The organism is Enterocloster sp. 210928-DFI.2.20, assembly GCF_020554465.1.
GTDB classification, from domain to species: Bacteria; Bacillota; Clostridia; order Lachnospirales; family Lachnospiraceae; genus Enterocloster; species Enterocloster bolteae.
On sequence record NZ_JAJCHK010000007.1, the window covers coordinates 93,627 to 108,348 of the forward strand.

Consider the following 14,722-nt stretch of genomic DNA (forward strand, 5'->3'; position numbering starts at 1 on the left):
AAAGGCAGGTGCGGTCTATGACATTGCTGTTGCAGGTCCTAATAGAGGGGACATTTACAGGAATGATCATTGCCTTAATAGCAATGGGAGTTTCGCTTATTTGGGGAGTCATGTATATCGTTAACTTTGCTCATGGGGAAATACTGATGCTTGGTATGTTTATATCATATTATTTCAGCGTTAAATCAGGACTGGACCCACTTATCTGTCTTCCCATTGCAGCGGTGGTAATGTATTGTTTTGGAATTGTTTTTTATAAGGTGCTTATAAAGCGTGTCATGAATGCACCTATGTTAAGCCAGCTTTTGCTCACATATGCTCTCAGCATTGTTCTTGTTAATGTTGCCCAGATAGCTTTTGGTTCTGATTTTAAGACAGTACCGAATCAGGTGTTTACAGGCTCATTTTCAGTAGGAGGCTTAATCATATCCTATTCAAAACTGGTTCCTTTCATTATCTGTATAGCTACTGCGGTTACTCTGTATTACATTTTGAACAGGACACAGTTAGGAAGAGCCATTAAAGCAACCGCTCTGAATAAAGATGCGGCAGCACTGGTGGGAATCAATCCGGAAAAGGCATACATGCGCTGCGTGGGTATTGCAACAGCCACTGCCGGAATTGGCGGAGTGGCACTGTCCTATTACTTTTATGTGTATCCAAGCGTTGGTTCTGTATTCATCAACTTTGGTTTTGTAGCTTGCTGTATCGGGGGAATGGGAAGTATACCTGGAGCCGTTATCGGCGGAGTTCTGATGGGCATTATGGATACGGTAGTGGGGACATATACCAATGCAGCGCTTAAATATCTGGCAGTATTTGCCCTGTTCCTGTTTGTAGTTTATAAAAGGCCCAAGGGCCTGTTTGGGTGGTGATGCTTATGAAAATTGGAAAACGAATGAGAGAGGCCCTGCTTATCAGCCATATAAAGCCATGGTATCTTATACTCACTGTTCTGATTATAGTTGCGTATCCCCATGTATTCACCAAAAGTTTTCAACAGAATTTGGGAATTCTGATTCTGATGTGGGCATGTCTTGGTTCTGCCTGGAATATATTCGGCGGATATACAGGTCAGGTATCCCTTGGTCAGGCCATGTTCTTTGGGGTGGGGGCATATGGGGCAGTACTTCCCTTCTATTATTGGAATGTTACACCGTGGATTGGTATGTTGATTGGAATGTTTTTCGCAACACTTCTTGCGCTGTTGGTGGCTCTTCCTATTTTTAAATTAAGCGCACAATATTTTGCGATTGCCACCATGGCGCTGGGAGAGACGGTACGTATCATAGCAGTGAACCTTCCTTTTACAAAAGGAATGATGGGGATTGATTTTCTCAATATGAAGATGAACCCCTGGTATTCCCTGCAATTCAGGGGAAAACTGCACTATTATTACTTTTTTGGAGTCATACTGATGATAGTAATATCCATCATGATATATATTAACAGCTCAAGAATCGGATATTACTTCAGAACAATCAAAGCAAATCAGACAGCGGCGGAAAGTGTGGGCATTAATGCCAGAAAATATAAGACCATTGCCCTGGTAATCAGCGCATGTATCGCGTCGCTGTGTGGCTCGTTCTATGCCATGTACCAGACCTATATTGACCCAAGTACTGTGTTCATAAACACCCTTTCAACTAAAATGATTATCATGGCGGTAATTGGGGGTGTGGGAACAATTTATGGTCCTGTAATTGGAGCTGCCCTTATTGTACCATTGGGCGAATATACCAGGGCCACCATCGGAGCCACCATATCAGGAATAGACCTGGTCCTGTATGGCGTCTTAATCATACTCACAATTTTGTACCAGCCTCAAGGAGTTCTGAAGTTATCTGGAAATCTGATTGACAAAGTCAGAAAGATGACGGCGGGCCGCTCCGCTGAATTCGTGAAAGGCCTCACCAAGCGGAGATGACATGGATCGCACGTAAGTAACCAAAATATGGTGACTAAGGGCTCATAACGATTAAAAAGGGAGGATAGTACATGAGTATATTGGAGGTAACCGGTCTGACAAAAAAGTTCGGAGGTTTGACGGCGGTATCAGATGTGACATTTGACATAGAAGAAGGACAGGTGTATGGAGTCGTGGGACCTAATGGAGCAGGAAAGACTACCATGTTCAATCTTATCAGTGGCATTCATCCGGCTACATCTGGGACCATACTGTTTAATGGAGAGGATGTGACGTGCCTGCCGCCATACGAAAGAGCAAAGAAGGGGATTGGCAGGACATTTCAGATTCCCATGTCTATGGATTCCATGACGGTACTTGATAATGCTACAGTGGGCGCCATGCTTCATATTCCGGGAACAATGGAGGCCAAGGAATATGCAGATATGATACTTGAATTTGTTGGGTTGGGTAGTAAGAAGGACCATCTTGCTGGTTCTCTAAGCGTCATCCAAAAGAAACGTCTGGAGATTGCAAGGGCACTCAGTACAAAACCGAAACTCCTGCTTTTGGATGAATGTATGGCAGGGCTCAATGGAGCGGAACGTGAAGCTGCCATAGATTTGGTAAAAAGGATAAATAAAAGAGGCATCTCCATCCTGGCAATTGAACATGTGATGCCGGTGGTAATGGGAATCTGTGAGCGGGTCCTGGTGTTGCAGTATGGACAGCGGATTGCAGAAGGGACACCGGAGGAGATTACAAAGGATGAAAAGGTGATTGCTGCTTATCTGGGGGAATGATTATGCTGGAAGTGAAAAACTTGAAATTTGGATACAGTGCAATGATGCCGGTCCTGAATGATATATCCTTCCAGGCCGGAAATCAGGAGATTGTTGCTATCCTGGGTTCAAATGGAGCAGGGAAAACCACAACATTAAAAACAGTTTCCGGTTTATTAAAACCCTGGGAAGGCTCCATAACATACAATGGGGAAGATATTACGGGCATGCCCGCATACGGAGTCTTAAAAAAGGGAATATCCCTTGTGCCGGAAGGCAGGATGCTGTTCGGAAAATTAACTGTATATGAAAATCTGTCCATGGGAGCATATACAAGGAAAAATCAGGACGAAATAAAAAAGACCCTGGACATGGTCTATGAGTTGTTTCCGAGGGTCAGGGAACGTGCCGAGCAAAAGGCGGAAACTCTGTCAGGGGGAGAACAGCAGATGGTGGCAATTGCAAGAGGTCTTATGTCAAATCCGTCCCTATTGATACTGGATGAACCGTCTCTGGGTCTGATGCCAAAGCTGGTAAAAGAGGTGTTGCAGTTTGTGAAAACAATCCGGGAGACAGGCATATCCGTACTGATTGTAGAACAAAATGTTAATGAAACCCTTGCAATCGCAGACCGGGCGTATGTCATACAGGATGGCAGTACGGTGATATCAGGGGCCCCGGAGGAATTGAAGGATAACGATGAAATACGCAGAATATATCTTGGAATGTAGGAGGAGCTATGGGAGAAATGCCATTAGGAATCCGGTCTCTTCTGGGACCGATTACCGATTTAAAATCTGAGGATCGAATCCTCATTATAACGGATACGGACAAATTTCAGATAGGAAAGGAACTGTTTGACTGGGCCTCTAAGGTCAATGAGACATCAATGGCAGTGATGACGCCCAGGGCATCCCACGGGGATGAGCCTACGGTGGAGATAGCGGCAGCCATGGAAACAGCCAATGTGATTTTTGCGGCCACATCCATGTCCATGTTCCATTCCCAGGCAAGACGCAGGGTGGTACAAAACGGTCACTGCCGGTATGTGAATTTGGTTGATTATATACCGTCCATGTTCCATGAAGGCGGACTGACAGCCGATTTTCTGGAGATAACAGAAATATTAAACCGCATTGCGCCCCATTTCAGAGGAAAAAAAGTGGAACTTTCGTCACCAGGAGGAACAAATCTGGTATGCAGCGTGGAGGGAAGGGAGCCTGTGATTGATTATGGCAGGAGCATCCGCCCGGGACAGTCATCATCGCCGCCTAACGCTGAAATTGCTTTGGGGCCGGTAGAGGGTACTGCCCAGGGAGTATTAGTGATTGACGGAAGCATACCGCATCCCAGTCTGAACATGATACGGGAACCCATTACCATGCATGTGGAGGATGGGCAGATCGTAATGATTTCCGGAACAAACGAAGCTGATACGGTGAGACGGATTCTGGAACAGTATAAAGATAGCCGTGTCTATAATATCGGAGAAGTGGGACTTCCGGTGAATCGGGAAAACAAGGTATGCGGACGTATGCTGGCGGATGAAGGGGCCTATGGGACCGTACATATCGGAATTGGAAACAACCTGTCATTTGGAGGCAATGTGGAGGCTCCACTGCATATGGATATGGTTATCAGGGATATCACATTGAAAATTGATGGGAGAATCATATCACAAAACGGGATATTGCAGATATAAAACAAATTTTGGAATGTACGGATAGCAGGGGAAATTGAACAGCGTACTCCGGTATGAGCAAGCAAAAGGAAGGGAAGACATATGAATACAGAATTTATAAAGGGAATCATTGTACCTATATTGACACCAGTAGATAAAAATGAAGTGATTGATGAAGGGAAAATGAGAAAGCAGGTGGATTTTGTTATTGATGGAGGTGTTTCAGGCATACTGGCATTCGGAAGCAATGGCGAATTCTATATGACAGAAGAGGACGAGATGATGAAAGCCTTAAAAATCATGCTTAATCATGCTTCCGGCAGAGTACCTGTTTATATGGGAATCGGCGCAATCAGCACAAAAAAGTGTATCCGCATTGCAAAAGCAGCGGCAGCAGCTGGTGCAGACGGTATATCGGTCCTTCAGCCCATGTTTCTAAAACCAACAGAGGAGGAGTTGTATCTGCATTTTAAACGCATTGCAGATGCGGTTTCGGATACCCCAATGCTGTTATATAATAATCCGGGACGTACCGGTTATACCCTGAGTGCTAACCTGGTGGAGCGTCTGGCCAGAGAGGTGCCTAATATTGTAGGTATGAAGGACTCTTCAGGTGATATGACCCAGACGGAGGAATTCATAAGAAGAACCTCCGACATAGGCTTTAAGGTTTTTGGAGGAAAGGATACTTTGATTTTCGGGGCAATGGTCCATGGGGCGGCAGGCTGTGTGGCAACAACTGCAAACTTTATACCGGAATTAGTAACAAGCATTTACAATCTTTATATGCAGGGAGATTTGGACGGGGCGAGGAAAGCGCAGTTTAAACTGAATCCCATCAGATTATCCATGGACAAAGCCAGTTTCCCGGTGGCCACCAAAGATTTGGCCAATATGCTGGGGCTGGATGTGGGAAAACCCTATACACCGAATCTGCCAGGGCACAAGCAGGCAATCGAAGCAATGGAACAGCAGATGCGCATAGCAGGTTATATAGAATAGGGGTAAGATGATGAAAGTTGGATTTATCGGTCTGGGTATTATGGGATACCATATGGCGTGTAATTTGAGTAAAAGCGGATACCAGGTTTATGTTTACGATATTATGCCGGAGGCTGTAAAAAGGACGGAAAAGTCAGGGTGTATCGGATGCGCAAGCATTAAGGAGGTGGTCGGACAGTGTGACGATATCATAACAATGCTGCCCAATGGCCCACATGTGAAATCTGTTGTTTTAGGTGATGGTGGAATTGCGGAATTTGGTAACCGCGGGACATTCATCATTGATATGAGCTCCATTGCTCCAGAGGTGTCCAGGGAAATTGCGGAAAGATTAAATCAGAAGGGAATCCACATGATGGATGCACCTGTGTCAGGAGGCGAACCAAAAGCAGCAGATGGTACCCTGGCAATTATGGCAGGAGGAAGCCAGGAGGATTTTGAACGGGCCAGTAAGTATTTTGATATACTTGGGGCTTCAGCTATACTGGTTGGCAATGTTGGGAGTGGAAACACATGTAAGCTTACGAATCAGATGATTGTGGCCGTGAATATAGCAGCTCTGTCAGAGGGCTTACAGCTGGCGGCAAGGGCAGGCGCGGATGTGGAGAAAGTGTATGAAGCAATTAAAGGCGGGCTTGCCGGTTCTGCCGTCATGAATGCAAAGGCTCCTATGATGCTGGAAGGTAATTATAAACCGGGCTTTAAAATTGATCTGCATATCAAGGACCTTACCAATGCCATGGAGACAGGGTACGCCACACATACTCCCATGCCGTTAACTGCCCAGATAATGCAGATGTTCCAGGTTTTGAAGGCAGATGGGTGCGGACAGGAAGACCACGGTGCATTGATCAAATATTATCAGAAGTTGACTGGAACTGATGTGGCACAGTAAGCTGGCGGAATTGTTAAGAATAAGGAAAGGCAGGATAGGGCAGAAATGCCTGTTTCTGCCTTCCTTTCTTTTTATGTGGAATAATTTATATATCATGATGATGCAGTGTGGCTGGAACATTCATATATTATGGCTTACCAGATATTCATCTGCAGCAGCTTGGCTATTGTTCATTTTGCCTGAAAGCAGTATAATAAGCTCATTATGGATAAAGGGCAGGCAGAGAAAAACAATGAAAACCCGGGTACGCTTGGAACGTATAATTGTAATTGCTGGAATACTGGTAGTGCTGTTCCTCACACTGGTCACCAGCTCCTATTACCAGAATGTTTTAAATCAGGTGGGGAAGGACGGCGGGGAGGATGGAAACGAATACCGCTACCATTATGTCATGATTGTGGAGGATTGTGACATGCCTTTCTGGAAGGATGTGTACGAGAGCACCAGGGAGGCTGCAAGGGAGCACAATGCCCTGGTGGAACTGATGGGTAAGAGTCTTTCCTCCACCATAGAGATAGAGAGTCTCATGGACATGGCCATTGCTTCCGGGGTGGATGGAATTATCCTGGAATACACGGGCGGCCATAAGATAGATGAGCGGATTAATGAGGCCGGTAAGGCGGGAATACCCGTGGTCACGGTTCTCAAGGATGCGCCGGATACCAGCCGTATAAGTTTTGTGGGGGTCAATGACTACCAGCTGGGCCGGCAGTACGGGGAACAGATTTTAAAGCTGGTGCCGCCGGATAAGGATGATGTGGAGGTGATGCTTCTGCTCCACGACAGGGATAACAGCAGCCAGGTGCAGATAGCAGAACAGATCAATAACCTGCTTGTGACTTCACCGGACACATCGGGACGGGTCAGGCTCATACAGGAGACCATGCGATCCACCGGGAAGGTGGATGCGGATGAGACCATAAGGAACATATTTTTCCGCAAGGAGGGAATCCCGGATGTCCTTGTGTGTACAGAGGCCGTGGATACAGAGGCTGCCTACCAGGCCATGATTGATTACAATAAGGTGGGGGAGCTGCAGCTCCTGGGGTATTACAAGTCAGATCAGATTTTAGAGGCTGTCAGGAAGGGGAATATTCCGGTAACGCTTGTCATTGATACGGAGCAGATGGGGCGGTACTGTGTGCAGGCATTGGAGGAATATCTGCAGGAGGGACACGCAAATTCCTATTACAGTGTGGATTTGCAGTTTGTCACAAAGGAAAATGTGGATTAGAGCCTGTTTGAAAAGTGAGCGATGAGTATGGAGAGACCGGGAAAGAACATATGGAGCCATCTGAGCCTGGAGAAGAAAATACTGCTGGCCGTGACCCTTATGATACTGACATTATTTATAAGCAACATATTTATCTATCTCCAGGTAAACAAGATTGCCGGCAAGATGGATACGGTATATGCCAGCAATGTAAACCTAAGCGAGCTGTCAGAGGCCCTGGAGCATGTGCAGAAGGACATGGGAGACTATGTGTCCGTAAAGAGCTCGGACAGCCTTGAGAGCTATTACAAAAGCCAGCAGGAATACCAGGGATTGTTAGAACGCCTGAACGATAAGACCATTGACAAGCCGGGAAAAATCCTGGAAAAGAACATCCGCATGATGTCGGAATCCTATCTGGATATGACCCAGGATGCGGTGCAGGCCAAGCGGGGGCGGAACGTGGAGCGGTACAGGGAGGCATATGAGAGGGCCCTTACCCTCTATCAGTACATCAACACACGTATATCGGAGCTCAATGAGCTGCAGTTTAAAAACAACTCTGCCAGCTACCAGACCATGAGGGAGGCCCTTCGCTACATGGAGGTGTTCAACATGGTAATCCTGATGATTGTCATGCTGGCAGGGCTTATGGTGCTCAGGATGCTGGTAAAGGATATGGTAACGCCCCTTACCAGTCTGGCCAGGACCGCCAATCTGGTGGGACAGGGGAACTTTAACGTAAAGATGCCGGATACGGATTCCAACGACGAGATTGGCATTGTCACCAGGACCTTCAACCAGATGGTAGGAAGCCTGGAGGAATATGTGGCTAAGGTAAAGGAGGGGGCTGAGAAGGAGCAGGAGCTTTTGGAGCGGGAGCTCCTGATGGAAAACCACTTGAAGGAAGCCCGCCTTAAATACCTGCAGTCCCAGATCAATCCCCATTTTTTGTTTAATTCCCTCAATGCGGGGGCCCAGCTGGCCATGATGGAGGACGCGGAAAAAACCTGCATTTTCCTGGATAAGATGGCGGAATTTTTCCGCTATAATGTAAAGAAAGGATTGGAGGATGCCACGGTAGGGGATGAGACGGCTGCGGCTGAAAATTATATCTACATACTGAATGTGAGATTTGCAGGGGACATACAGTTTAAAGAATCCATAGACCAGCGGGTATTGGATGTGAAGATGCCCAGCATGATACTGCAGCCCATTGTGGAGAATGCGGTCAGACACGGGATCCGCGGCATGGAAGAGAATGGGACGATTCTTCTTACGGTTCATGGATGCAGGGACTCCATCCGCATCAGCGTACGGGATAACGGTAAGGGTATGAGCCGAGAGAGAATTCTTGAGGTTATGGAAGGCAGAAAGCAGGAAACACCGGATGACGGCGATTCCACGGGAATCGGCCTGGACAATGTGGTCAGCCGTCTGGAGCTGTATTATCAGCAAAAGGGGCTGGTCCAGATTGTAAGCGAAGGTCCCGGAATGGGGACCGAGGTCATCATCCATATTCCGGTGAAGGAGGAGATTGGACATGTTTCGGATATTACTGGCAGATGATGAGGGAATTATGCTGGAGTCCCTTAAGAAGATCATTACCACCAGCTTTGGAAGTGAATGCGATATACGGTGTGTCAAGACAGGCAGAGGTGTTGTGGAGATGGCGGAGAGCTTTCACCCGGATATTGCATTTGTGGACATCCATATGCCGGGACTCAGCGGAATCCAGGCCATCCAGGAAATACGCAAGGTGGATAAGGAGATGATGATTATTATCATCACAGCCTACGATAAATTCGCCTATGCAAAGGAGGCTGTGAACCTGGGTGTTATGGAATATCTGACCAAGCCCATTTCCAATAAAAAGATAATCCTGGACGTATGCATGAAAGCCATGCAGCGGGTGGAGGAAGCCAGACAGAAGAGAAGCGACGACCTTAAAATAAGGGAGAGGCTGGAAATCGTGGTTCCCATGATTGAGAGCGGATTTATCTACAATATGCTGCAGGACGACGGCGCGGACAGCTCCGGCTACGAGGAACTGCTGGGAATCAGGGAGCATTACGGTTTCTGCCTGGTTCTGGAATTCGGAGACAGGGATGAGAGCGGCAGGCTGACCAATGTAATCGGATCCAGCGTAAAGGCCAACAAGTATTACCAGGCCATGAGGGAAATTGTGAGGGATTATTTTTCCTGTATCGCCGGACCTGTCATGGGAAACCGGGTGGTGCTGTTTGTGCCTTCCTCTGAGCCGGTGCTTAAGTATGAAGAGAGGGTGGAGGTCATCACAAGAACCAGGACCATGCTCCAGAAGCTGGAGGAACACATTGGCAGTGATTTCCGCAGCGGTATCGGGAGCACAAAAACTCTGGGAAATGCAAAGGAGTCATATGGGGAGGCGCTGAGGGCATTGCGGGAGAGCGTCAGCCATGTGGTCCACATCACGGATATCCCAAGCAGGCAGGAGGACGTGGCCGGGGAATACCCAAAGGAGCTGGAAAACAGTTATTACGAGCGGGGACTGAAGGCGGACAGCGAGGGGGCCGCTGCCTGCGGAGCCGAGCTGTTTTCGTGTATGCAGGGAAGGTATGACTGCCGTGAAGACTTGGAGGCCAAGGTGCTGGAGCTCATCATGCAGCTGGAGTACCGGATATGCGCAAAGGACGGCACTGAGTTTGGCTTAAAGCCCAGGGGCAGTTATATCCGGGAGATAAAAGAGGCATCTGACAGCGACAAATTGTGCCGCTGGTTCCTGGAAAAAACACGGGAAATATGTCAATGCGCGGGTACTGAGAAAAAGAAGGAGATGGAGTACCTGGTGGATACGGTGAGAAAATACATTGACGAAAATTACCAGAAGGATATATCCCTGGACGAGATATCCAGGATGGTGAATATAAGCCCTTACTATTTCAGCAAGCTGTTCAAGCAGGGAACAGGGGAAAATTTCATCGAATACCTGACACGGACCAGAATGAGACAGGCCTGTGTCTGCCTCCGGAATCCGGATTACAGCATCAAGCAGATATGCGCCATGGTGGGATACAGCGACCCCAATTACTTCAGCCGTATTTTTAAGAAATACGAGGGCGTCAATCCCAGCGAGTACAGGGAACGGATGGAGAATGGGGCAGGGAAGGTTTAAGGACAGGTTTAGGACTGGTTAAGGAAAGGATAGGGAAACCATATGGGGATACGTAAAAAGAGGACCGCAGGCAGTATTGTCTGCATATTGTTCACAGCCCTGTTCTCGGTCCTGGCGGTCTCAGGCTGCGCCAAGACAGAGGACGCGGCGGCAGGCAGCGTGGAGCAGGAGGAGCAGGAGGTACAGATTGGTCTCAGCTTTGAATCCTTTGTCATAGAGCGGTGGATGCGGGAGAGGGATGTGTTTGTGTCCGCTGCAAAGGAGCTGGGGGCGGAGGTCAATGTACAGAATGCCAACGGGGATGTGGAGGAACAGATTTCCCAGATTGAGTATTTCATTAAGAAGCAGGTGGATGTCATCGTGGTGGTGGCAGGAGACTGTGAGGCGCTGTCAGATGTAATGATTAAAGCCAGGGAAGCGGGAATCAAGACTGTTTCCTATGACCGGCTCATAATGAATGCCGGGTGCGATTTATACATATCGTTTGACAACACCGAGGTGGGCAGGCTGATGGCTGAGAGCATGCTGGAAAATATTCCGGACGGAGGCGATATCTTCCTGATTCAGGGGCCCCTGACCGACAACAATGTTTCGCTGATCCGGGAGGGGATTGACGAGACCCTGGCCGGCAGCAATCTCAATGTGGTCTATGAAGCCAACTGCCCTGGCTGGATTGCGGAAAACGCCTATACCTATACGAAGGAAGGATTAAAGCTGGACCGCAATGTAAAGGGAATCATCTGCGGAAACGATGATCTGGCCAGCCAGGCCTTTAGGGCCTTGTCCGAAGAACGGCTGGCCGGAAAGGTGTGCGTGACCGGTCAGGACGGCGACCTGGCAGCCTGTCAGCGCATTGTGGAGGAAACCCAGGAAATGACGGCTTTTAAATCCGTGGAACAGGAGGCCAGCCTGGCAGCCAAATGCGCGGTTCTCCTGGGACTGGGGGAGGAAATCGAGGAGGTGCAGGACACTGCCTATGACGGCACCTATAACGTACCTTACCTGGAGCTGCAGCCCATTGCCGTCACAAAGGAAAACATGGATGAGGTTATCATTAAGGGCGGGTTTCATGCAAAGGAGGATGTGTATTTGAATGTGAATTAGGGTGTACAGCCGGATGATAGCACATTTTTAACTAAAAATAAAATAAACTGAGCAAAAATGTCCTGTATCCTGCAGGGCATTTTTTTAAACCTCTTAAAAGTGTGCAGATGGGTGCCAAGCAAGTCCAGAGCGGGCTGTGGTATATTTAAACTATCAAAACATTATGGAGGAGGATTTACAATATGAAAAAGAAATTGTTAGTGACCATGCTTACATTAGCCATGGCAGGCAGCCTTATGGCATGCGGAAGTAAGGAGGGAGCTGCTCCTGCTTCAGAGGCAAAGACAGAGGCCCAGACCGAAGCAAAGGCAGAGGACGCCAAAGCAGAGGACACCAAGGCTGAGACGGAAGCAGCAAAGGATGAGGCTGCATCCGGCGAAAAGCACCTGGTTGGCGTGGCAATGCCCACCAAGGACCTGCAGAGATGGAACCAGGACGGAAGCAATATGAAGGCAGAGCTGGAGGCGGCCGGATATGAGGTAGACCTTCAGTACGCCAGCAACGATGTACAGACCCAGGTATCCCAGGTGGAGAACATGATTTCCAACGGCTGTGAGCTGCTGGTCATCGCATCCATCGACGGAAGCTCTCTGGGCGAGCCTCTGGGACAGGCCAAGGAAGCAGGCATACCTGTTATTTCCTATGACAGGCTTCTGATGAACTCTGACGCTGTTACATATTACGCAACCTTTGACAACTACATGGTAGGACAGAAGCAGGGCGAATATCTGGTAGAGGCCCTTGGATTAGAGGAGAACGACGGACCGTTCAACATCGAGATGTTCACCGGCGACCCGGCTGACAATAACTGCAACTTCTTCTTCGGCGGAGCCATGGACGTGCTTCAGCCATACATTGACAGCGGAAAGCTGGTTGTAAAGTCCGGCCAGACCACATTCGAGCAGGTGGCAACCGCTAACTGGGATTCAGAGAAGGCACAGAACAGAATGGATACCATCATTGCAGGAAATTACTCCGACGGAACCGTTTTAAACGCAGTGCTTTGCTCCAACGACTCTACTGCACTGGGTGTTGAGAATGCCCTTGCATCCTCCTATACCGGCGAATATCCCATTATCACCGGTCAGGACTGTGATATTGCCAATGTAAAGAACCTGATTGCAGGCAAGCAGGCTATGTCCGTATTCAAGGATACACGTACCCTGGCCTCACAGGTAGTTAAGATGGTAGACGCCGTTATGCAGGGCGGAGAGGCAGAAGTTAATGATACCAAGTCTTATGATAACGGCACAGGCGTAATCCCCACATATCTCTGCGAGCCGGTTGTTGTCACAATTGATAATTACAAAGAAATGCTGATTGATTCCGGCTATTACACGGAAGACCAGTTAAAGTAATCAGATGGACCGGCCAATCAGGCCGGAAAAGATGAGAATCGTACAGGCGGGGAGAAACACCCGCCTGTATGGTTGTAGGAGGGATAGAATGGCAGAGATACTTTTGGAAATGAGAAATATCACCAAGACCTTCCCCGGAGTAAAAGCCCTTGACAATGTAAACCTGAAGGTGGAAAAGGGAGAAATCCATGCGCTGGTGGGGGAAAACGGAGCCGGTAAATCCACTCTCATGAACGTGCTCAGCGGCATATATCCCTACGGCACATATGAGGGCGACATCATTTACGACGGTCAGGTGTGCAAGTTTGATAAAATCAGCGACAGTGAGGAAAAGGGAATCGTCATCATCCACCAGGAGCTGGCATTGATTCCGTATATGTCCATTGGCGAGAACATGTACCTTGGAAATGAAAAAGGAAAGAAAATGGCAATTAACTGGGACCAGACATACGACGAGGCTGACCGCTATTTAAAGACAGTGGGCCTTAACGAGTCCTCCCATACATTGATCAAGGATATCGGAGTGGGAAAGCAGCAGCTGGTGGAGATAGCCAAGGCCCTTGCCAAAAAGGCCCGGCTGCTGATTCTGGACGAACCAACGGCTTCCCTCAATGAGGATGATTCCAAGGCCCTGCTGGAGCTGCTGCTTAAATTCAAGCAGGAGGGCATGACATCCATCATTATTTCCCATAAGCTCAATGAGATCGCATATGTGGCTGACAAGATAACGGTCATCCGTGACGGCTCCACCATAGAGACCCTGGATAAACAGACAGACGACATCTCAGAGGACCGGATCATAAAGGGAATGGTGGGACGTGAGCTGACAGACCGGTTCCCCAGGAGGGAGAATATCAACATCGGCAATACTGCCCTGGAGGTCAGGGACTGGGTGGTATACCATCCCCTGTACTCAGACAGGAAGGTGGTGGACCATGTGTCCATTCATGTGAACAAAGGGGAAGTGGTGGGAATCTGCGGGCTTATGGGAGCGGGACGTACGGAGCTGGCCATGAGCATTTTCGGAAAGAGCTACGGTACCAATATTTCGGGACAGCTTTTTATTGAGGGAAAAGAAGTCCATCTGAATACGGTGCACGACGCCATCAGCCATAAGATCGCATATGTGACCGAGGACAGGAAGGGAAACGGCCTTATCCTGTCCAATCCCATACGTGTAAACACCACCCTTGCTAACATGGGAGCGGTCAGCAGCCATGGAGTCATAGACAAGGACAAAGAATACATGGTGGCTGTGGAGTACAAGGATAAGCTGAAGACAAAATGTCCTGGAGTGGAACAGAACGCAGGAAATCTAAGCGGCGGCAACCAGCAGAAGGTGCTTCTGGCAAAATGGATGTTTACGGAGCCGGATGTTCTGATTCTGGATGAGCCCACAAGGGGAATCGACGTAGGCGCAAAGTATGAGATATACTGTATCATAAACCGTCTGGTGGAGGAAGGGAAGTCCGTCATCATGATATCGTCGGAGCTGCCCGAGGTGCTGGGCATGTCAGACCGCATTTATATTATGAATGAGGGCAGGCTGGCCGGGGAAGTGGACGCTTCGGAAGCTACCCAGGAATATATTATGTCCTGTATTCTTAAAGCTGATAAAGGAGAGTAG

General features: G+C 48.3%; 13 protein-coding genes. All 13 read left to right on the top strand.

The window, feature by feature from the left end; genetic code table 11:
* The first annotated feature begins 17 nt into the window (after positions 1 to 17).
* The 13 genes from LI015_RS09010 (at position 18) to mmsA (ending at position 14,722) form a co-directional block, all read left to right on the top strand.
* Positions 18 to 875 (top strand): branched-chain amino acid ABC transporter permease, encoded by an 858-nt coding sequence (locus tag LI015_RS09010; protein WP_227124633.1) that lies wholly within the window; start codon positions 18 to 20, stop codon positions 873 to 875.
* Positions 876 to 880: 5 nt separating this feature from the next.
* Complete coding sequence (locus tag LI015_RS09015) at positions 881 to 1,927, top strand: branched-chain amino acid ABC transporter permease (protein WP_227124635.1); 1,047 nt, start codon at positions 881 to 883, stop codon at positions 1,925 to 1,927.
* A 71-nt stretch (positions 1,928 to 1,998) separates the two neighbouring features.
* Positions 1,999 to 2,709, top strand: coding sequence for an ABC transporter ATP-binding protein (locus tag LI015_RS09020; RefSeq protein ID WP_227124637.1), 711 nt, complete (start codon positions 1,999 to 2,001; stop codon positions 2,707 to 2,709).
* 2 nt (positions 2,710 to 2,711) lie between these two features.
* Entirely contained in the window at positions 2,712 to 3,419 is a 708-nt protein-coding gene (locus LI015_RS09025) for an ABC transporter ATP-binding protein (protein WP_330628603.1), read from the top strand.
* Between the two features lie 8 nt (positions 3,420 to 3,427).
* Entirely contained in the window at positions 3,428 to 4,390 is a 963-nt protein-coding gene (locus LI015_RS09030) for an aminopeptidase (RefSeq protein WP_227124641.1), read from the top strand.
* Between the two features lie 81 nt (positions 4,391 to 4,471).
* Complete coding sequence (locus tag LI015_RS09035; RefSeq protein ID WP_227124643.1) at positions 4,472 to 5,371, top strand: dihydrodipicolinate synthase family protein; 900 nt, start codon at positions 4,472 to 4,474, stop codon at positions 5,369 to 5,371.
* 10 nt (positions 5,372 to 5,381) lie between these two features.
* Positions 5,382 to 6,266: a 2-hydroxy-3-oxopropionate reductase gene (gene garR, locus LI015_RS09040; protein ID WP_227124687.1), complete on the top strand. Its 885-nt coding sequence runs from the start codon at positions 5,382 to 5,384 to the stop codon at positions 6,264 to 6,266.
* Between the two features lie 232 nt (positions 6,267 to 6,498).
* A complete protein-coding gene (locus tag LI015_RS09045; protein ID WP_002565515.1) occupies positions 6,499 to 7,500 on the top strand; it encodes a substrate-binding domain-containing protein in 1,002 nt (333 codons plus the stop codon).
* 21 nt (positions 7,501 to 7,521) lie between these two features.
* Positions 7,522 to 9,048, top strand: coding sequence for a sensor histidine kinase (locus tag LI015_RS09050; protein WP_007035748.1), 1,527 nt, complete (start codon positions 7,522 to 7,524; stop codon positions 9,046 to 9,048).
* On the top strand, positions 9,023 to 10,633 hold the full coding sequence (locus tag LI015_RS09055; protein ID WP_227124645.1) for a response regulator: 1,611 nt from the start codon (positions 9,023 to 9,025) through the stop codon (positions 10,631 to 10,633). Before LI015_RS09050 ends, LI015_RS09055 begins: the two co-directional genes overlap by 26 nt.
* 42 nt (positions 10,634 to 10,675) lie before the next feature.
* Positions 10,676 to 11,737, top strand: coding sequence for a sugar ABC transporter substrate-binding protein (locus LI015_RS09060; protein ID WP_118018498.1), 1,062 nt, complete (start codon positions 10,676 to 10,678; stop codon positions 11,735 to 11,737).
* Between the two features lie 182 nt (positions 11,738 to 11,919).
* Positions 11,920 to 13,095 carry a multiple monosaccharide ABC transporter substrate-binding protein gene (gene chvE, locus LI015_RS09065; protein ID WP_002565510.1) on the top strand — a complete coding sequence of 392 codons (1,176 nt, stop codon included), beginning with the start codon at positions 11,920 to 11,922 and terminating at the stop codon, positions 13,093 to 13,095.
* Positions 13,096 to 13,183: 88 nt separating this feature from the next.
* On the top strand, positions 13,184 to 14,722 hold the full coding sequence (gene mmsA, locus LI015_RS09070) for a multiple monosaccharide ABC transporter ATP-binding protein (protein ID WP_002565509.1): 1,539 nt from the start codon (positions 13,184 to 13,186) through the stop codon (positions 14,720 to 14,722).